The sequence below is a fragment of the Neisseria macacae ATCC 33926 genome (genome assembly GCF_022749495.1).
GTDB lineage: Bacteria > Pseudomonadota > Gammaproteobacteria > Burkholderiales > Neisseriaceae > Neisseria > Neisseria macacae.
In genome coordinates, this window is record NZ_CP094241.1 from 383,546 (window position 1) to 405,236 (window position 21,691).

The 21,691-nt window shown below is 51.3% G+C and carries 13 protein-coding genes; 11 read left to right on the plus strand and 2 right to left on the minus strand.

Features of this window, described 5'->3' with window-relative positions:
* Positions 1–7: 7 nt before the first annotated feature.
* The 9 genes from MON40_RS01870 to acnD all read left to right on the plus strand — a co-directional run bounded on the left by MON40_RS01870 (position 8) and on the right by acnD (position 16,054).
* Positions 8–4,606, plus strand: coding sequence for an RHS repeat-associated core domain-containing protein (locus MON40_RS01870; protein ID WP_003779810.1), 4,599 nt, complete (start codon positions 8–10; stop codon positions 4,604–4,606).
* Between the two features lie 21 nt (positions 4,607–4,627).
* Positions 4,628–5,161 (plus strand): SMI1/KNR4 family protein, encoded by a 534-nt coding sequence (locus tag MON40_RS01875; RefSeq protein ID WP_147611991.1) that lies wholly within the window; start codon positions 4,628–4,630, stop codon positions 5,159–5,161.
* 53 nt (positions 5,162–5,214) lie between these two features.
* Entirely contained in the window at positions 5,215–5,913 is a 699-nt protein-coding gene (locus tag MON40_RS01880; protein WP_003779812.1) for an RHS repeat-associated core domain-containing protein, read from the plus strand.
* Between the two features lie 128 nt (positions 5,914–6,041).
* Entirely contained in the window at positions 6,042–6,839 is a 798-nt protein-coding gene (locus MON40_RS01885; protein WP_242925978.1) for a hypothetical protein, read from the plus strand.
* Between the two features lie 240 nt (positions 6,840–7,079).
* Positions 7,080–8,534 (plus strand): magnesium transporter, encoded by a 1,455-nt coding sequence (gene mgtE / locus MON40_RS01890; protein WP_003779814.1) that lies wholly within the window; start codon positions 7,080–7,082, stop codon positions 8,532–8,534.
* 1,460 nt (positions 8,535–9,994) lie between these two features.
* Positions 9,995–10,870 (plus strand): methylisocitrate lyase, encoded by an 876-nt coding sequence (gene prpB, locus MON40_RS01895; RefSeq protein WP_003779818.1) that lies wholly within the window; start codon positions 9,995–9,997, stop codon positions 10,868–10,870.
* Between the two features lie 80 nt (positions 10,871–10,950).
* Positions 10,951–12,105, plus strand: a complete 1,155-nt coding sequence (gene prpC / locus MON40_RS01900) for a bifunctional 2-methylcitrate synthase/citrate synthase (protein ID WP_039409160.1) — start codon at positions 10,951–10,953, stop codon at positions 12,103–12,105.
* A gap of 335 nt (positions 12,106–12,440) precedes the next feature.
* Positions 12,441–13,352, plus strand: a complete 912-nt coding sequence (locus MON40_RS01905) for a DMT family transporter (protein WP_003764988.1) — start codon at positions 12,441–12,443, stop codon at positions 13,350–13,352.
* Between the two features lie 92 nt (positions 13,353–13,444).
* Entirely contained in the window at positions 13,445–16,054 is a 2,610-nt protein-coding gene (gene acnD / locus MON40_RS01910) for a Fe/S-dependent 2-methylisocitrate dehydratase AcnD (RefSeq protein ID WP_003779822.1), read from the plus strand.
* Positions 16,055–16,334: 280 nt separating this feature from the next.
* Here the strand turns inward: acnD and MON40_RS01915 are convergent, their stop codons facing one another.
* Positions 16,335–16,883, minus strand: a complete 549-nt coding sequence (locus MON40_RS01915) for an REP-associated tyrosine transposase (RefSeq protein WP_039863229.1) — start codon at positions 16,881–16,883, stop codon at positions 16,335–16,337.
* 195 nt (positions 16,884–17,078) lie between these two features.
* On the opposite strand from MON40_RS01915, the gene prpF reads away from it, so the two are divergent.
* Entirely contained in the window at positions 17,079–18,248 is a 1,170-nt protein-coding gene (gene prpF, locus MON40_RS01920) for a 2-methylaconitate cis-trans isomerase PrpF (RefSeq protein ID WP_003779825.1), read from the plus strand.
* Positions 18,249–18,374: 126 nt separating this feature from the next.
* A complete protein-coding gene (locus MON40_RS01925; protein WP_003779826.1) occupies positions 18,375–19,586 on the plus strand; it encodes an acetate kinase in 1,212 nt (403 codons plus the stop codon).
* Positions 19,587–19,940: 354 nt separating this feature from the next.
* Here the strand turns inward: MON40_RS01925 and MON40_RS01930 are convergent, their stop codons facing one another.
* A complete protein-coding gene (locus MON40_RS01930; RefSeq protein ID WP_003779827.1) occupies positions 19,941–21,416 on the minus strand; it encodes a surface lipoprotein assembly modifier in 1,476 nt (491 codons plus the stop codon).
* Positions 21,417–21,691 lie beyond the last annotated feature (275 nt).

The following is a 21,691-nucleotide window of genomic DNA, read 5'->3' on the forward strand; positions in this document are numbered from 1 at the left end:
GTTCCTCATGTCAACACCACAAACAAGATCAGCAGTTGGCCCAGCATCCGCTTTCAAAGGTGACGCCACTAGAGGAGTGAACAGATTTGATAAATGGTTAAGAGATATCTCAAGCGGGGTAGTTACTCTGGATAAATTGGCCGTTGTTGCTGGAGCTGTGCCAGTAATTGGTAATGCGATGGCAGTTGTTGATACGGTTTTTTCTATTAAAGAAATAGTAGAAAAACCTAAAGCCGATATGGTTGATTGGATTAATCTGGCTATTAATATTATTGGCATCATTCCTGGTGGAAATACAGCCAGAACTGCAGCAAATGTAACCGTTCGTCCAATGCTGAAATATGCTAAACCTATATTAAATCAAAGTGGTGCAGTTCTTTCTGAAGCAGCTATTAGTGCCATAATTAATCATATTTCTGCTGGTCACAAGGGTGATATAGAAAAATTTTTAGAGACTTATAAAAGTGGGCTGTCTAAATTGCTGCAAACGATTGGCAGTCATGCACAGAACACACTAAACAAAACGGCTACCGCATTTGAAACAATTGCATCAGGGAAAATATTCGATACAGCACAGCTGCATCGAAGAGCCTCACAAGCATTTAATAATGGAACTGTTTTTACTCCAGAGGGACGAAACCTCTACCTACTTTCAGCCAGTTATAAAGGGGAAGCTGTTGTTAAAGATAAAATCAATGCGGCAGTGGCTTCGATGGTTCCTGACAAGATTAAAAGTAAGCTTAAAATAATTGCACAGTCATTAAGAGCAAACGGTCTTAGGGTCAATAATTATATCGTTGGAACAGCAGCCTCTTTGTTTAAGCTGTTTGAGTTGATACTGGCGGCTGTTAGGAAGCGGAAGGCGAAGAGGTTATCTACCAGTGTGCCAGGTAAAAATAAGCATCACAAAGATAATAAACGCATGGAGTCAGCAGACAAGCAGGAACATGGTAAAAATAAATCGGCTCCTAGCAAAAATTGTTGTGGTACTCTCGGCTCATCTAGGAAGTCCATCGATTTTGCTACCGGACAGGAAACCTTTACCCATACTGACTTTACCTTGCCCGGCATTATGCCGATAAGCTGGAGCCGCACTTACTGCTCCGGTCTTATTACCTATGAAAAAGGTGAATTAGGCGCGCGTTGGATTACCCCTTATACTTCCCGGATTGGTATTCGTAAAAACGAGCTGCTATACCATACTACGGACGGTAGGGCAGTTTCCTTTCCGCTGTTGGAAGTTGGTAGAGCCTGGCATCACCCCATAGAAGATTTTACCCTTGCGCGTATAGACAAAGACCTGCTGACCCTTAATGTTGGCAAAGATTTGTTGGAAATCTATGAACGTGACGGCAATAGTTTCCGCTTGAGTGCAATCAAAGACCGCAACGGCAATGCACTGGGCTTCCATTACAGCGGTAGCCGTCTGATTGCTGTCAACGACAGCAATGGTCATACTATCGGCATCAGTTACAACGAGCAAGGTAAAATCAGCCGTATCGAACTCTTAGGAGAGAATCCGCGCCTACTCGCCGCATATGAATACAGCGCCGAAGGCGATCTTGTCCACGCCACCGACGAGGCTGGAGATGTGCGCGAATATACCTACCGTCAACATCTGGTTACTCGTTACAGCGACCGCACCGGGCGTGGGGTCAATCTTGAATGGAGCGGCCGCCGCCACAGGGCTAAATGTATACGCGAATATAACGATGACGGCAGCGAAGAACTCAAGCTCGAATGGAGTAAAGACATTCGGGAAACCACTGTAACCGATGCTTACGGTCATTCCACCATTTACTACTATGACTATGAAGGTTACACCTACCGCATCATTTACCCTGATTCCACCGAAGAATGGTTCTACCGTGATGACCGTAAAAACATCTTCTGTCATATTCACCCTGATGGCAGTGAAGACCAATATGAATATGACGAAAGGGATAATATACTTGAGCACATCAGAGCCGATGGTAGTGTTGTTTCTTTTGAATACGATGCCGACAATAATTTGACAGCCGTTACCGATCCTGAGGGACACCGCTGGTTGCGTCAATATGATGTCAAGGGCAACATGATTCTCGAAATAGACCCCGAAGAGAACGAAACCCGCTATCGCTACAATGATGCAGGCTTACCGATAGAAATCACCGACGCACTTGGTGGCATTAAAACCCTGACTTGGACGAAGGATGGACAAATCTCGAGTCATACCGACTGCTCCGGCTATACCAGCCGCTGGCAATATGATGACAGAGGCCGTCTGCAAACCCAAACCGATGCCGAAGGCAACAGCACACACTATAGCTATGATTCAAGGGGCAATCCCGAGGCTGTGATCCAAGCAGACGGCACGAGGGAATCCTACCTGCATGATGCGGAAGGCAGATTGCTTGAGCATACCGATCCGCTCAAGCAAAGCACCCGCTATACCTACGACAAAGGCGGCCGTCTCTTCATCCGTACCGATGCGCTCGGACAACAAGTCCAATACCGATACGATCTAAACAGCCACTTGGTTGGGCTGCTGAACCAAAACGGCGATCTTTACGGATTACGCTACAATAGCGTCGGTGCGCTGACCGAAGAAAAAGGCTTTGACGGTAAAATCACCCGCTACCATTACACCCAAGGAAGCGGCGTACTCGAACGCATAGACGAAGCCGGTACCATCACTAAGCTGGACTACGACCCCGCCGGCCGTATCGAAAGCCGCAGCATCCTTGTGACCGATGAAAACGGCGAGACACACGAAACCGACAAAGAAAACTACGCCTATGACTCAAGCGGCAGGCTGGCAGGAACCCAAAACGCCCACAGCCGCCACCAATACTTCTACGACAAGCTCGGCAACCTTATCAGGGAATACCGCCACGACAGCTTGGACGGCACAGCCCGAAGCCACGTCTGGCATCACCGCTACGACGCATTGGGCAACCGTACCGAAACCATCCGTCCCGACGGACAGCGTATCGGTTACCTCCACTATGGCAGCGGCCACCTGCACGGCATTACCCTCAACCGTAATGAAATAGCCGCCTTTGAACGCGACAAACTACACCGCGAAACCGAACGCACCTTTGGCAAACATATCCGCCAAGAAACACAATACGACCCAATGGGCAGAATCCTGCAGCAAATCCACAACCGCAGCCGGCGCGAATACGGCTATGATGCCGCCGGACAACTGACCCATATCCAAAGCAGAGGAGGTCAAACCCAATACCGCTACGATCCCATCGGCAGGCTGATCGCCGCCGTCACTCCCGACTTTAGCGAAACCTTCGCCTTTGACCCCGCCGACAACCGTCTCGACCTAAGCGGCAACAAACAAGACCATACAGGCCAAACAAACAGCCAAGAAAAACCGTCCTTAAACAAAGTCTGGGGCAACCTGCTTAAAGAGTACGCAGGTGTACACTACGACTACGACCAACGCGGCAACCTGATCCGCAAAACCCGCAACGGCGAAACCACAGACTACCATTGGAACGGCTACAACCAACTCATTAAAATAAAAAACCGCAACGGCAGCACCGAATACCGCTACGACCCCTTGGGCAGGCGTACCGCTAAAATCCGCAACGGAGAAACCACCGTCTACCACTGGCAGGAAGACACCCTTGCCATCGAAAGCACAAACGGACAAAATACCCATTACCTGTTCGAGCCCGGTACATTCGAACCGTTGGCGCAATTTCAGACGACCTCGCCGATAGGCATAGAAAGGGAAGATAAACCCGCCGAGCCGTACAGCTACGATCCCGAAACCGATCCGCTGCTGAAAATCCCGCCCGAACCCCAAGAGCAGTCCGAAGTGCAGCCCGATTTGGTTTATTACCAACTCGACCATCTCGGTACGCCGATTGCAGCACACAATGCAAAAGGCGAAGCCGTATGGACGGCGGAATACGAAGCATGGGGTAGAATCCGTAACGAAACCGTTTCAGACGACCTCAAAGCCAACATCCCGTTCCGCTTCCAAGGTCAGTATTACGACGAAGAAAGCGGGCAGCACTACAACCGTTTCCGCTATTACGACCCTGAAATCGGGCGGTTTGTAAGTCAGGATCCGATTGGGTTGATGGGTGGGATAAATGTTTATATTTATGCTTCTAATCCAATAGAATGGGTTGATCCATTTGGATTGGCATCAAAATCTAGTTTTGCAGTTCGACATGGTCCTAGTGCTCCACAAAAAATAAATGGTAAATTTCCTATAAATTCATGTTTTGCAGGTAAAACTATGACCATGAAAGATGTTAATCAAAATATTTTAAAAAAATACCCAGGATTATCATCAAAATATCAACATGGGGTTCCTTTTAATATGATGGGATTCCCAGATTTTTCCAGATATGCAATAAGAACAGTTAATTTACCCGGAGGGTTTATTTCAGATAGTAAAGATTTTAGTCAAGCAAATAGAATAGCATTTGGCAATAGTAATAATTATAAGGATAAAGGAAATATGATAATAGATGGCAAGAAATACATTTGGCATCATACAGAAAAAAATGGAAAAATTCAGTTGATTCCATATGATCTTCATGATGCAATTAAACATACTGGTGGTGCTGCGATATGTGGAACAAGAAAACGTTAATATTAATTTATGGAGTATAAAATGGTTGAAATTTTAAAATTTGGTAAGTCAGAAGAAGAAATTAAAGATTTAGAGAGCAATGAAGGTCAGTTAAGTAAGAAAGCTATCAAAAGGTATCTATTTTTAAATGCCCATCAAACAGCTTCATGTGATGATATTTTAAAATTTGAAAATGAGCATAATTTATTATTACCAGATGAATATAAGGAATTTTTAGAAAAACATAATGGAGGAATACCAAATAATAGTTGTTTTTTAGATGGTAGGGTTTTAAATTTCTTTTTTGGATTGTTTAATAATCCTAAATTAGAAGAATCTATTGAGTGGCATTTAAATATGTACAATGATAGATATCCATCATCCATGTTACCTATTGCATCTGCAGGAGGTGGGGATTTAATTTTAATTGGCATAAAAGACGAGTATATATCTAAAATATTTTACTGGTCTCATGATTTTGAGGCAGAGGAAAGTGGAATTCAATATTTTGAAAATATTGAATGCGTTTCAAATAATTTAAACGATTTTTTGAGTATGCTTACATCTGAATGCTAATTGTTTTCTTAATATAAGAATACTAAAATTCTTTCATTGATATTTGGAATGGCTTGAATCAACTCATTAAAATAGAAAACCGCAACGGCAGTACCGAATACCGCTACGATCCGTTGGGCAGGCGTACCGCCAAAATCCGCAACGGAGAAATCACCGTCTACCACTGGCAGGAAGACACCCTTGCCATCGAAAGCACAAACGGACAAAACACCCATTACCTGTTCGAACCCGGTACATTCGAACCGCTGGCGCAATTTCAGACGACCTCGCCGATAGGCATAGAAAGGGAAGACAAACCTGCCGAACCCTACAGCTACGACCCCGAAACCGATCCGCTGCTGAAAATCCCGCCCGAACCCCAAGGGCAGTCCGAAGTGCAGCCCGAATTGGTTTATTACCAACTCGACCATCTCGGCACACCGATTGCCGCGCACAATGCAAAAGGCGAAGCCGTATGGACGGTCGAATACGAAGCATGGGGCAGAATCCGTAACGAAACCGTTTCAGACGACCTCAAAGCCAACATCCCGTTCCGCTTCCAAGGTCAGTATTACGACGAAGAAAGCGGGCTGCACTACAACCGTTTCCGGTATTACGACCCTGAAATCGGGCGGTTTGTAAGTCAAGATCCGATTTGGTTGAAAGGCGGGGGAAATTTGTATGCCTATGTTGTCAACCCGACTTTATGGATTGATCCATTGGGATTGGATCATAGAAGTGTTTTCTGGAAAGCTGAGACTTTTGCAAAATAGACAATACAAAATATGGAAATAACATTATTCATGGTAAAATTGTTTGGAAAAATTTTTAGATAACCTTCCATCTTTTATAGTTATTCACGCTGCCAGTATTCAGATGATGTTTTTTTAAAAGGAATTTTATGAAAAAATTATTGATTGTTTTATTTGTTGCAGGCGCATTGAGTGCCTGCTCGGCAATTAAGGATAATTCGGCGGAAAGTTTTGCATCGCATCATCAAACTAGCGTATACAAAACAGGCAAAACTGCGCTTCCTATTCCTGCCAGTGCGCAAGATTGGGAAAAATATTCCGTCGCTAAAACATCCAAACTAATTGATGTTCCGTTACGAGAGAAGAAAGTCTATTACTTTACGCCCAAATTCAAACTGGCAAAACGTCCTGCTAAAGGAGGTTTTTATCGCGAGATTTTGGGTAAGACCGCTGATGGAAACTTAGTGATTCAGGATTTTTATCAGGATAGTGGAACTAAACAAATCGACCCGGCTGTGGTCTCGGTTAAAAATGAGAAAAACTCTGATTCTTCAGCAGTTGAGAACGGTATCTTAACTTTCTACTCAGAAGATGGGAAGGTATCCAGTTTCAAACAAACAGATGTTGCGCGCAATGAAGTTGTCTATGGCAATTATGTGGATGGCACACTGGTCATGACGATTGAAACCGATCTTAAAGAGGAAAATGTACTCACTACGTTTTTTTATCCTAATGGTAAGAAAATGATTCAAGTTCATGGATCCGTTTTTGGTGGAGAGGAAGAATATTTTGATGATGACGGGAAATTGTTATTTAGCCAATTAACCAACGAGTTTCCCAAAGAAATAATGGAGTCGGAAGAGAAATATAATAAACTGATCGAGAAACTAAGTGCGTTAGATCTTAAAAAAGTTGAAATTCTTGAAAAATTAGGTGTTTTACCTTAATAAGGTGTTGAAAGGTCGTCTGAAATTTATAAATTTCAGACGACCTTTTCAGTTAAAAATAGTAAACCGCCTCGAAACGCGGTAAAATACGCTCCGTTTCCAACACGACGCCTGAATCAGCAGGCTTTTATTATGGACCTTCCCAGTTCGTTTTTACTGAACTTCCCTTCCGGTTTATCCCGAAATACACGATAACCATCCCGCCGAAATGCTTTCCCGCATCCGGCGGGCGGAGCATTTATGAGCATCGAACAAACCCCTCCGAACCTTGAAAACGACGGTATCGAAAGCGACGTAGAGCGCGTTTCCGCCGATTTCGACCGTATCCACGCGCTGTGCGAAATCCTCTCGCCTGCCTTCCCGCAAATTGAGGAAGGTGTGCCGATTGAGGACGAGGCGTTGCGCGAGAAATTTACCGAGCTGACCGTCCTTTTGAACGAGCTGCACCCTGCCGACGTGGCGGCGGTGTTGGAATCGTTGCCGCCGCGCGAGCGTAATATCGTCTGGCTTCTGGTTACGCCTGAAGACGACGGCGAAGTGTTGCTGGAAGTCTCCGACGCGGTGCGCGAAACGCTGATCGAGTCGATGGACAAAGACGAGCTGTTGGCGGCAGTCGATGACTTGGACGCGGACGAACTGGCGGAGCTGGCGGGCGATTTGCCGCACCAAGTGGTCTATGAAGCCTTGCAGACGCGCGACGAGGAAGAGCGCGCCCAAGTCAAGGCGGCGATGTCGTATGAAGACAACCAAGTCGGCGCGATTATGGACTTCGAGTTGGTCAGCATCCGCGCAGACGTTGCCTGCGAAGTGGTGCTACGTTACCTGCGCCGTTTCGAGAGCCTGCCCGACCATACCGACAAGATTTTTGTGGTCGATGAAAACGACATCCTGCAAGGCGTGCTGCCCATCCGCAAACTTTTGGTTGCCGATCCCGAAGACTTGGTGGCAGACGTGATGGCGACCGAAGTCGTGCGCTTCCGTCCCGAAGACGATGTGGAAGAGGCGGCGCAGGCGTTCGAACGTTATGACTTGGTCACCGCGCCCGTGGTCGATGAAAACAAAAAGCTCATCGGCAGGATTACCATCGACGAGATGGTGGACGTTATCCGCGAAGAATCGGAAGCGGATATGTTGAACATGGCGGGTTTGCAGGAAGAGGAAGATTTGTTTGCGCCTGTCTGGGATTCGGTGAAAAACCGCTGGATGTGGCTTGCCGTCAACCTCTGCACCGCCTTTCTCGCCAGCCGCGTTATCGGCGCGTTTGAAGGCAGTATCGAAAAAATCGTCGCACTCGCCGCGCTGATGCCCATCGTTGCCGGTATCGGCGGCAACTCCGGCAACCAAACCATCACCATGATTGTCCGCGCGATGGCGATGGGGCAGTTGACAGGGATGCAGGCGGGACGCTTGTTGAAAAAAGAAGTCGGCGTCGCTCTGGTCAACGGCATCATCTGGGGAACGGTCATGGGCGTGGTGTCATGGCTGCTGTACGGCAGCATCGGCATCGGCTTGGTGATGGTCGCCGCGATGACACTGAACCTCTTGCTCGCCGCCTCGGTCGGCGTACTCATCCCCGTCATCATGGATAAATTCGGACGCGACCCTGCCTTGGGCAGCTCGGTACTGATTACGGCGGTAACGGATTCCGGCGGTTTTCTGATTTTCTTAGGGCTGGCGACGATATTCTTGTTGTAAGGTCGTCTGAAAAGCGGATGGGAAAGATAAAAGGTCGTCTGAAACCATGTGATTACGGGTTTCAGACGACCTTATTTGTGTTTTATGGTGGATGAACGTGAGTCCGAGATAAGCAAACAATTTCCCTTTAAATACAAAAAATTTTCTTGATAAGTAAATTCAACGGGCGACGGGTAGGGCGTGGCAATGCCTGCCGCGGATTGTAGCGTGGGCTTTGCCCACGGGATTGATAGCTTGGTTTTCGAGTCGGGCGATAAACCGTGTTGTTTTTTTCGTGGGCGGAGCCCACGCTACGGCTGGGTCGGGGTCGTCTGAAATCGTGGGGTGATGGATTTCAGACGACCTTTTTATGCTTTATGGTGGATGAACGTGAGCCCGAGATAAGCAAACAATTTCCCTTTAAATACAAAAAATTTTCTTGATAAGTAAATTCAACGGGCGACGGGTAGGGTGTGGCAATGCCTGCCGCGGATTGTAGCGTGGGCTTTGCCCACGGGATTGATAGCTTGGTTTCCGAGTCGGGAGATATATGGCGTTTTTTTCGTGGGCGGAGCCCACTACGGCTGGGGCGAGGTCGTCTGAAATCATAGGGTTACGATTTTCAGACGACCTTTATATTTAAAACTACATATGACTACATTTTTAAATATTATAGTTTTAATTGTAAATCATGATGTTATTTTAGTTCTGGTCGTCTGAAAAGGGAGTAGGTGGAAAATAGGGCGGTTTGGGCGGTGTGGATACCTATTTTCGCACTTGAACAAAAATTCCTGATAAATGAATTAATTATATTTGTTTTTGAGATGGATTGTTTAAAAACGTTCTGATTGGTTGATGGCGATGTAGGCTTTTTCAGATAAGGATTCGAGGTGTTTTGAGGCGAGGATTTTGGGTTTATTTATGAAGTATTGTTCATTAATGATTGAATTTTTTAAAAATATTTTAGAAAAAGTATTTGACAGCCTGAAAATTATTTTTTAAATTTGCCCTTACCAATAAAAACTACATTGCACTACAAAGGAACCCTATCATGAATCTGTACCAAACTTCTCCGTCTTGTTATAGATCGTCTTCTATCTCTGCCGCATCCGTCGTCGTCTGCTTTTGGGCAGTCGCGGCGGTCTGACGGCTCTTCGCCCGAATCGGGGTTTCTGCATTTCTGCGGACGGTTTGGGTTTTGAAAATTCTGTCTTTCCAACTGTATTTCCTTTCCGAATTTAAAAATTATTAAAAATTTCATATACCTCCGCTTCAGCCGAATTATTTGTATTGAATTTGTTAACTAATTGTTTTTATTGATTTTGATTTTTCAGATGACCCGATGGGTTTGGGTTTTGAAAGGTCGTCTGAAAACGGTTTTGAAACCATTGTTTCTTTTTGAACGGTTCGTTTCGGGTTTCGCGGAAACCGGGCCGCTGAGTCGATACTGAAAAAAATCTAATCTACAAAGGAGAAATATCATGAGCCAACTTTCTGCCGGCACCCGTTTCCGCCAAGCTGTGAAGGAGTCGAATCCCCTTGCCGTGGTCGGCTGTGTAAACGCTTATTTTGCGCGGCTGGCGACGCAGAGCGGGTTTAAGGCGGTGTATCTGTCGGGCGGCGGCGTGGCGGCCTGTTCGTGCGGGATTCCGGATTTGGGCATCACCACGATGGAAGATGTGCTGATTGATGCGCGGCGGATTACGGACAATGTGGATACGCCTTTGCTGGTGGACATCGATGTCGGCTGGGGCGGGGCGTTCAATATCGCGCGCACGATTCGCAACTTCGAGCGTGCGGGCGTGGCAGCGGTGCATATCGAAGACCAGGTGGCGCAGAAGCGTTGCGGGCATCGTCCGAACAAGGCCATTGTTTCTAAAGATGAAATGGTAGACCGCATTAAAGCCGCCGTCGATGCGCGCGTGGATGAGAATTTTGTGATTATGGCGCGGACGGACGCGCTGGCGGTGGAAGGTTTGGATGCCGCCATCGAGCGGGCGCAGGCTTGCGTGGAAGCGGGCGCGGACATGATTTTCCCCGAAGCGATGACGGATTTGGCGATGTACCGGCAGTTTGCGGATGCGGTGAAAGTGCCCGTGTTGGCGAACATTACCGAATTCGGCGCGACGCCGCTTTATACGCAGCGCGAGCTGGCGGACAACGGCGTGTCGCTGGTGCTGTATCCGCTATCGTCTTTCCGCGCCGCGAGCAAGGCCGCGCTGAATGTTTATGAGGCGATTATGCGCGACGGCACGCAGGCGGCGGTGGTCGATACCATGCAGACCCGCGCCGAGCTTTACGAGCATTTGAATTATCACGACTTCGAGCAGAAGCTGGATAAATTGTTTCAGAAGTAAAAACCGTTTTCAGACGACCTCCAACCTTGAATAGGTCGTCTGAAAACACAAAACCCATAAAAACACAAAGGAGAAATACCATGACTGCAACCACCGAAACCCCGACCTTCAAACCGAAAAAATCCGTAGCACTTTCCGGCGTGGCGGCGGGCAATACCGCGCTGTGTACGGTCGGCCGCACGGGCAACGATTTGAGCTACCGCGGTTACGACATTCTCGATCTGGCGCAGAAATGCGAGTTCGAAGAAGTCGCCTACCTGCTGATTCACGGTCATCTGCCCAACAAATTCGAACTCGCCGCCTACAAAGCCAAACTCAAATCCATGCGCGGCCTGCCTATCCGCGTGATTAAAGTGTTGGAAAGCTTGCCCGCGCACACGCATCCGATGGACGTCATGCGTACCGGCGTGTCCATGCTTGGCTGCGTTCATCCCGAACGCGAAAGCCACCCCGAAAGCGAAGCGCGCGACATTGCGGACAAACTCATCGCCAGCCTCGGCAGCATCCTGCTCTACTGGTATCAATATTCGCACAACGGCAAACGCATCGACGTTGAAAGCAAAGAAGACACCATCGGCGGCCACTTCCTGCACCTGTTGCACGGCAAACGCCCGACCGAATCGCAGGTGAAAGCCATGCACGTTTCGCTGATTCTGTATGCGGAACACGAGTTCAACGCCTCCACCTTCACCGCCCGCGTGATTGCCGGTACGGGTTCGGACATGTATTCCTGCATCACCGGCGCCATCGGCGCGCTTAAAGGTCCGAAACACGGCGGCGCGAACGAAGTTGCCTACGACATCCAAAAACGCTACCGCAACGCCGACGAAGCCGAAGCCGACATCCGCGAACGCATCGCCCGCAAGGAAATCGTTATCGGGTTCGGCCATCCGGTTTACACCATTTCCGACCCGCGCAACGTCGTGATTAAAGAAGTGGCGCGCGGTTTGAGCCGGGAAGCGGGCGACATGCGCCTCTTCGACATCGCCGAGCGCTTGGAGAGCGTGATGTGGGAAGAGAAAAAAATGTTCCCGAACTTGGACTGGTTCTCCGCCGTGTCCTACCAAAAACTCGGCGTCCCGACCGCCATGTTCACGCCGCTGTTTGTGATTTCGCGCTCCACCGGCTGGGCGGCACACGTCCTCGAACAGCGCAAAGACGGCAAAATCATCCGTCCGAGCGCGAACTATACCGGCCCTGAAGATTTGGCGTTTGTGGAGATTGAAGAACGCTGAGACGGACCACAACCGTAGGAGACGCCAATCGGATTTCAGACGACGTGTAGCGCGGGCGTTGCCCGTGGAAAACTGAGATCCGCCTACGGTTAAGCTTTTCAGACGACCTGTTGAAATATGCGAGAGAGAAGGTCGTCTGAAAAACCAGCCGCAACGTCTGCCGTCATTCCCGCCCCCGCCTAAGCGAGGACAGGCCGCGGCGGGAATGGCGGAGGCAGCGCGGCAACTTTTTGAAATAAAGGCGTTTGATTATCAAGAGGTAAATAAAGATTTTGGAGGGATTTTCTTTTCGAAAAACAATAATGCACCTATGTGCAAAGTATTATGGAGTAAATATGAAGCTGCCTGATTTACTGATGGGAATATTTTTGGCAGTTTCTGCAGCCCTTCTGAATGCAACTATCGGTATATTCAGTAAGGTATTAATGGAGCAGGGCCTGTCTGTTCAGCATATTGCATTTTTGAAAACTTTGACAGGTTTTGTGTTTATCAGCATTTTGCTTTGCCGTACTGGTTTTACCAGACAGATTGCGGATATTTCAAAAAAGAAAGAGGCAATCTTGCCGTTGTTGTTTAAAGTCGCAATTTGTGCTTTTTTCGGAATTTACACTTTGTTTTTCTTTGAAACCACCGCTTATCAATACGGTAATGCTGCGAATGTAGTAGTTGTATTAATGGCATCGGCTGCCGTATCTGCCTTGATATTGGACAGCATACTATTAAACGAACGTATTTATATTTCTTCAGTCGTCGGTGTGGGTTTGGCAGTATCGGGGATCGCGGTGATTTCTTGGACTGGAGAAGGAAATTTAGGGTTGATTCTGAATGCCGCACTGGCGGGCTCGGGTTACGGTTGTTTTTCCGTTTTGATTAAAAAATTCGGCTTAAACGGCGGTATTTATTTGACACGGATCTTGATGTTTTTTGGAAGTATTTTTTTGTTTATCCCTTCATTGGAAGGTCTTGAGGATATACATTGGCAATGGTCTTTTATTCCGCCACTCTTGGCACTGTCTTTATTGCCGACGATTTTAGGATTTTATTGTACAACTAAAGCATTGGATTATTTGAGTGCCGCGAAGGTGCAGGTAACTGAATTGGCCGAGCCATTATTTGCCGCCGTACTGGCTTGGATGTTTTTGAATGAAATACCGGAAGGACGCTTCTTTGTCGGCGCTATTCTGATTATTGCCGGTATTGTGTCTATCAATGGATTGTATAGACCATTGTTGAAGCGAGTTGAATAGTTTTTATTTCCCAAGATTTCAGACGACCCCTTCAACAAACGTCGTCTGAAACCCCAAACCACAAGAAAAATAGATCCACAGGAGAACTGAACATGGCTGCCAACCAACGTTACCGCAAACCGCTGCCCGGTACGGATTTGGAATACTACGACGCGCGTGCGGCGTGTGAGGACATTCAAGCCGGCTCTTACGACAAGCTGCCTTACACGAGCCGCATTTTGGCGGAGAACTTGGTCAACCGCGCGGACAAGGTCGATTTGCCGACGCTGCAAAGCTGGCTGGGCCAGCTGATAGAAGGCAAGCAGGAAATCGATTTTCCGTGGTATCCCGCGCGGGTGGTGTGCCATGATATTTTGGGGCAGACCGCGCTGGTGGATTTGGCGGGCTTGCGCGATGCGATTGCAGAGAAGGGCGGCGATCCTGCCAAAGTGAATCCGGTGGTGCAGACGCAGCTCATCGTCGATCATTCGCTGGCGGTGGAATGCGGCGGCTACGACCCCGATGCGTTCCGCAAAAACCGTGAAATCGAAGACCGCCGCAACGAAGACCGTTTCCACTTTATCAACTGGACGAAAACCGCTTTTGAAAATGTGGACGTGATTCCGGCGGGCAACGGCATCATGCACCAAATCAATCTGGAAAAAATGTCGCCCGTCGTCCAAGTTAAAAACGGCGTGGCGTTCCCCGATACCTGCGTCGGTACGGATTCGCACACGCCGCACGTTGACGCGCTGGGCGTGATTTCCGTGGGCGTGGGCGGTTTGGAAGCGGAAACCGTGATGCTGGGACGCGCGTCCATGATGCGCCTGCCCGATATTGTCGGCGTGGAGCTGACGGGCAAACGGCAGGCGGGCATTACGGCGACGGATATTGTGTTGGCGCTGACCGAGTTTCTGCGCAAAGAGCGCGTGGTCGGGGCGTTTGTCGAATTTTTCGGCGAGGGCGCAAGCAGCCTGTCCATCGGCGACCGTGCGACCATTTCCAACATGACGCCGGAGTTCGGCGCGACTGCCGCCATGTTCGCCATCGACGCGCAAACCATTGATTATTTGAAACTGACCGGACGCGACGATGCGCAGGTGAAATTGGTGGAAACCTACGCCAAAACCGCAGGGCTGTGGGCGGACGACCTGAAAACCGCCGTTTATCCGCGCGTGTTGCAGTTTGACTTGAGCAGCGTAACGCGCAACATGGCAGGCCCGAGCAACCCGCACGCGCGTTTTGCCACCGCCGATTTGGCGGCGAAAGGGCTGGCGAAGCCTTACGAAGAGCCTTCAGACGGCCTCATGCCCGACGGCGCGGTCATCATCGCCGCGATTACCAGTTGCACCAACACTTCCAACCCGCGCAACGTCGTTGCCGCCGCACTCTTGGCGCGCAACGCCAACCGCTTCGGGCTGAAACGCAAACCGTGGGTCAAAACCTCGTTCGCCCCCGGCTCGAAAGTGGCGGAAATCTATTTGAAAGAAGCAGGCCTACTGCCCGAAATGGAAAAACTCGGCTTCGGCATCGTCGCCTTCGCCTGCACCACCTGCAACGGCATGAGCGGCGCGCTCGACCCGAAAATCCAGCAGGAAATCATAGACCGCGATTTGTACGCCACCGCCGTACTGTCCGGCAACCGCAACTTCGACGGCCGCATCCACCCGTATGCGAAACAGGCTTTCCTCGCTTCGCCCCCGCTGGTGGTGGCATACGCCGTCGCGGGCAGCATCCGTTTCGATATTGAAAACGACGTACTCGGCGTTTCAGACGACGGCAAAGAAATCCGCCTGAAAGACATCTGGCCGACCGACGAAGAAATCGATGCCGTCGTTGGCGAATATGTGAAACCGCAGCAGTTCCGCGACGTGTATATCCCGATGTTCGACACCGGCAAAGCGCAAAAAGCCCCGAGTCCGCTGTACGACTGGCGTCCGATGTCCACCTACATCCGCCGTCCGCCCTATTGGGAAGGCGCGCTGGCAGGCGAACGCACGTTGACCGGTATGCGTCCGCTGGCGATTTTGCCCGACAACATCACCACCGACCACCTCTCGCCATCCAATGCGATTCTGGCAAGCAGCGCGGCAGGCGAATATCTGGCGAAAATGGGTTTGCCCGAAGAAGACTTCAATTCCTACGCCACCCACCGCGGCGACCACCTCACCGCCCAACGCGCCACCTTCGCCAATCCGAAATTGTTTAACGAAATGGTGAAAAACGAAGACGGCAGCGTGCGCCAAGGCTCGCTCGCCCGCGTCGAACCCGAAGGCGAAACCATGCGTATGTGGGAAGCCATCGAAACCTATATGAACCGCAAACAGCCGCTCATCATCATAGCCGGCGCGGACTACGGACAAGGCTCCAGCCGCGACTGGGCGGCGAAGGGCGTAAGGCTGGCGGGCGTGGAAGCCATCGCCGCCGAAGGTTTCGAGCGCATCCACCGCACCAACCTCATCGGCATGGGCGTATTGCCGCTGCAATTCAAACCCGGCACCAACCGCCACACCCTGCAACTGGACGGCACGGAAACCTACGATGTGGTCGGCGAACGCAAACCGCGCGGCGACCTGACCCTCGTCATCCACCGCAAAAACGGCGAAACCGTCGAAGTCCCCGTTACCTGCCGCCTCGATACTGCAGAGGAAGTGCTGGTGTACGAAGCCGGCGGCGTGCTGCAACGGTTTGCACAGGACTTTTTGGAAGGGAACGCGGCTTAGAGGTCGTCTGAAAAGCAGAAGTAGCGTGGGCTCTGCCCACGAAACAGGGAGGATAGTTGCAATCAAGAATTTTCGCGGACGAAGTCCACGCTACATACAGGTCGTCTGAAAACAAGACGTAGCGTGGGCTCTGCCCACGAAACAGGATAGATAGTTGCAATCAGGAATCTTCGCGGACGAAGTCCACGCTACATGCAGGCCGTCTGAAAAGCAAAACGTAGCGTGGGCTCTGCCCACGAAATAAAACGAAACAACCCGCGAAATTTAAATAGGAAACAGATTAAGGCTCACCGAAATCCATGTCCTGATTATCGGCATCGGCAACACCTCCCCAATCGGCAGGATACATACCATTCCGAACATGGCGGTGGAAGGTGGAATACTGCCAATCCGAGACAGATGCGGTCAAACCGTGCTTAACGGGGTTGAAATGAATGTAATCCATATGTTTTTGGTAATCCGATTCGTCGCGGATGCAGTGTTCCCAAAAACGCCGCTGCCAAATAAACGATTCGTTTCGCCGTTTTTGAACCTCTGCCGCATGATGCCAAGGATATAGGAAACCGCAGTCTTGCGAGACCTTGCGTTTAATTAAAGCCCAACGCCGGCTGTAATCGCAATCGCCTTCGGGAAGCGTCCAAATCGCGTGCATATGGTCGGGCAGCAAAACCCATGCGTCGATGTTGAAATCAAAATCCTGCCGGACATCCAATACGGCCTGCCGTAAGGATCGCTTGACAGGCGGATCGCACAATATGGGACGGCGGCGATAGGAAACTACGGTAAAGAAATAACATTGTCCGTCGTGTACGCGGCGGAAATCAGCCATAACAATCCTTGATGAAATAATTAATCGGTATATTTTAACAAGGTGGTACAGATTTTGCTTGTAAGAAATCCGAATTTTGAAGGTAAATGGTTCCGAGGGCAGTTGGTGTAGTGGTCTTTGCCCACGAGATAAAGGCTGAATTGATACGGTAAAAAATCGTGGGCAGAGCCCACGCTACATGAGGAGAATCTTAAAATGCCGCAAATCAAAATCCCCGCCGTTTACTACCGCGGCGGCACATCAAAAGGCGTGTTTTTCAAACGTTCCGACCTGCCCGAGGCGGCGCGGGAAGCGGGCAGCGCACGCGACAAAATCCTGTTGCGCGTACTCGGCAGCCCCGACCCCTACGGCAAACAGATAGACGGTTTGGGCAACGCCAGCTCGTCGACCAGCAAGGCGGTGATTTTGGACAAGTCCGAACGCGCCGACCACGACGTCGATTACCTTTTCGGGCAAGTTTCCATCGACAAGCCTTTCGTCGATTGGAGCGGCAACTGCGGCAACCTCACCGCCGCCGTGGGCGCGTTCGCCATCGAGCAGGGCTTGGTCGATAAAGGCAAAATCCCTTCAGACGGCATCTGCACGGTCAAAATCTGGCAGAAAAACATTGGCAAAACCATCATCGCCCACGTTCCGATGCAAAACGGCGCAGTCTTGGAAACGGGTGATTTCGAGCTGGATGGCGTTACCTTTCCCGCCGCCGAAGTGCAAATCGAATTCCTCGACCCCGCCGACGGCGAAGGCAGCATGTTCCCGACCGGCAATCTGGTGGATGAGCTGGACGTTCCGGACATAGGTCGTCTGAAAGCCACGCTCATCAACGCGGGCATTCCGACCGTTTTCCTGAACGCCGCCGACTTGGGCTACACGGGCAAAGAGTTGCAGGACGACATCAACAACGATGCCGCCGCGCTGGAAAAATTCGAGAAAATCCGCGCTTACGGTGCGCTGAAAATGGGCTTGATTAACGACGTGTCCGAAGCCGCCGCCCGCGCGCACACGCCGAAAGTTGCTTTTGTCGCGCCTGCCGCCGATTACACCGCCTCCAGCGGCAAAACCGTGAAAGCCGCCGACATCGATTTGCTGGTACGCGCCCTGAGCATGGGCAAACTGCACCACGCGATGATGGGCACCGCCTCGGTCGCCATCGCCGCTGCTGCTGCCGTCCCCGGCACGCTGGTCAACCTCGCCGCAGGCGGCGGAACGCGCAACGAAGTGCGCTTCGGCCATCCTTCCGGCACATTGCGCGTCGGCGCGTCGGCAGAATGTTCGGACGGTATTTGGGCGGTGAAAAAAGCCGTCATGAGCCGTAGCGCGCGCGTGATTATGGAAGGGCGGGTGCGCGTTCCCGATGATTGTTTTTAAATCGATGTAGCGCGGGCTTTGCCCGCGAGCCATAAAAAGGCCGTCTGAAACACACCCCGCCCAACGCCCATCCTTTTTCAGACGACCCCACCAAAAAAACAACCACAAACTACAAGGAGAAACATCATGTCCGACCAACTCATCCTCGTCCTGAACTGCGGCAGCTCCTCGCTCAAAGGCGCCGTTATCGACCGCAAAAGCGGCAGCGTCGTCCTAAGCTGCCTCGGCGAACGCCTGACCACGCCCGAAGCCGTCATCACCTTCAACAAAGACGGCAACAAACGCCAAGTTCCCCTGACCGGCCGCAACTGCCACGCCGGCGCGGTGGGTATGCTGTTGAACGAACTGGAAAAACACGGCCTGCACGACCGCATCAAAGCCATCGGCCACCGCATCGCCCACGGCGGCGAAAAATATCACGAGTCCGTCCTCATCGACCAAGACGTCCTCGACGAACTGAAAGCCTGCATCCCGCTCGCCCCGCTGCACAACCCCGCCAACATCAGCGGCATCCTCGCCGCGCAGGAACACTTCCCCGGCCTGCCCAACGTCGGCGTGATGGACACCTCGTTTCACCAAACCATGCCCGAACGCGCCTATACCTACGCCGTGCCGCGCGAATTGCGCAAAAAATACGCCTTCCGCCGCTACGGCTTCCACGGCACCAGCATGCGCTACGTCGCCCCCGAAGCCGCGCGGATTCTAGGCAAACCGCTGGAAGACCTGCGCATGATCGTCGCCCACCTCGGCAACGGCGCGTCCATCACCGCCATCCGAAACGGCAAATCCGTCGATACCAGCATGGGCTTCACCCCCATCGAAGGTCTCGTCATGGGCACCCGCTGCGGCGACATCGACCCCGGCGTGTACAGCTACCTGACCGCCCATGCCGGCATGAATATCGAGCAAGTCGATGAAATGCTGAACAAAAAATCAGGATTGCTCGGCATCTCTGAACTCTCCAACGACTGCCGCACCCTCGAAATCGCCGCCGACGAAGGCCACGAAGGCGCACGCCTCTCCCTCGAAGTCATGACCTACCGCCTCGCCAAATACATCGCCTCGATGTCGGTCGCCTGCGGCGGCATAGACGCCCTCGTCTTCACCGGCGGCATCGGTGAAAACTCCCGCAACATCCGCGCCAAAACCGTCGCCTACCTCGACTATTTGGGTCTGCACATCGACACCAAAGCCAATATGGAAAAACGCTATGGCAACTCAGGCATCATCAGCCCGACAGGTTCCATGCCCGCCGTTTTGGTCGTACCGACCAACGAAGAACTGATGATCGCCCTCGACACCGCCGCACTGGCAGGCTTTTTGCAAGAAGCAGGCTAGGGGTTAGGGCAGAGCATTTTTGAAAGAGAAAAGAGGTCGTCTGAAAGATGGGTTTCAGACGACCTCTTTGCCGTATCAGCAATTCTGTTCCTTCCCCCCCCGTCCGGCGGGAGAAGGTTAGGATGGGGGTGGCTTTGTGGCTTGGGAAAAATTAAATTCGTGCAGCACATAGAGCTACCCTCTCCCCAGCCTTCTCCCGCCAGACGGGAGAGGGGGCAGGTTGCGGTAGATGGGGAAAAGTATGGGGTGGGGTGTTTGCTGTTATTAAAACTTATTGAATGAGGTCGTCTGAAATTCATAAATCCTTATTTTCAGACGACCTCTTTATTTTCCTATCCATCCTAATAAAACGCTTCAAAACTGTTTCTTCACGCCCAACATGATTTCGTTTTGGCGGTAGCGGTAGAACACGGAATTGCTTTTGACGGTGGTGTGTTTGAAGCGCAGTTCGGGGTAGAAGCCGCCGATGTGCCATTGTCTGAAGCCTGCGGCGGCGAGCCAGACGGTTTGGCGGTCGCTGCGTCTTTGTCCGTCTGCGGCGATGCCTGCGCGGTCGTAGAGGTTGCGCCGTTTCATGACGAGGGCGTTGAGGTAGGTGCCGTTGTCAAACAGGGTGTATAAGCCTGTGCGGAGGGTGTATTCGCGGTGGTCGGATGTGCCGCCGTTGTATGTGCGGCGGGTGTAGTCGGAGCCTGCGAACACGCCGGTTTTCGGGGTCAGGGCGTATTCTGCGCCTAAGCCTGTGCGGTATTCGGTGTAGTCGGCGGCGTAGGTTTTCGCGGTGCCGCTGTGGCGGTAGCGTTTGCCCGACCAGTCGGCGTTGACCTGCCATTTTGGGTTGATGGTATGCGTCCACGAGGCTTCGGCGCCGTAGGCGTTGTAGTAGGTGTGGCGGTTGCGCCGTTCGTGTTCGTAAACGGGCATCAGCGATAGGCGGCTTTGGGCGTCGGCGTATTCGTAACCGGCAGACAGTGTGCCGGTTTGGCTGCCGTAGTCGGACAAGGCGGCGTCTGTGTCTTTGCGGCGGTAGTGCGTGCCGTAGGCGAGGAGGTTGGTTTTGAGGCTGTGGTGTCCTTTGACGGGGGTGATTTTGCCTGCGCTCAGGCTGTAATTCCATACGGGGGAACGGATGGGGTCGGGCAGGTTTTGGTAGGCGAGGCATTGGCCGTCAAGCGGCAGGATGCAGCGGACGGAGCCGTCGGATTGGTTGATGTTGCTGTTGTAGCCGTAAGCGATGCCGATTTGTCCGTGCCAGCGGCTGCGTTTGTCGATTTCGCCGAGGTATTGTCCGATCAGGGCGCGGGTTTCTTCGGGAATGTCGGCGGTTTGGGCGCGGACGAATGCGCTTCGGGCTTCGCGGTTTTGGTTGTCTTCGGTATAAAGGCGCGCGGTTTCGAGCAGGATGCGCGGGTTGGCGGGGTCGAGTGCTTCTGCTGCTTGCAGGTTCCGTAAGGCTTCGGCGAGGCGTCCTTCGGCGCGTTGTTTCAAACCGAGTACCAATTTGGGCAGGGCGGGATTGTGGCCGGGCAGGGCGGCGTAGCGCGTGGCGAAGCGTTCAGCCTTTTTCCATTGATGTTCGTTAATGGCATGATAAATCGCGCTTTCCAGCTCTTCGGTATTGTTGCCTACGGTGTAAATCTGACCGCCGATGCGGATGTATGCGTCGTCGTTTTCGATATCGCCTGCGGGTGTGCCGTCGTCCAGCCAGCCGCTTTCCCGATATTGCTGCTGCACGCGCCCGTTTTCTTCAGACAGGCGGCGCAAGTCGTCGCTGTCTGCGTGGGCGGACAGGGGCAGCAGGGCGAGCAGGAGGAGGCAGGATTTGTTCATTCGTTTTCTTTCGGGCTGGTGTGTGGTGGGCAAATTTCGGACGAGGCGGGTTTGCGGCGAAGCGGAGCGGTCGTCTGAAAAGATGCGATTTTGAATATTGCTTTGTTTTTAATCTGTTTCCGTTTTCAGACGACCCTTGAGGTAATGGGAAGCACAAAAGGTCGTCTGAAAACGGAAGCCGCTATAGTGGATTAACTTTAAACCAGAACGGCGTTGCCTCTCCTTAGCTCAAAGAGAACGATTCTCTAAGGTGCTGAAGCACCAAGTGAATCGGT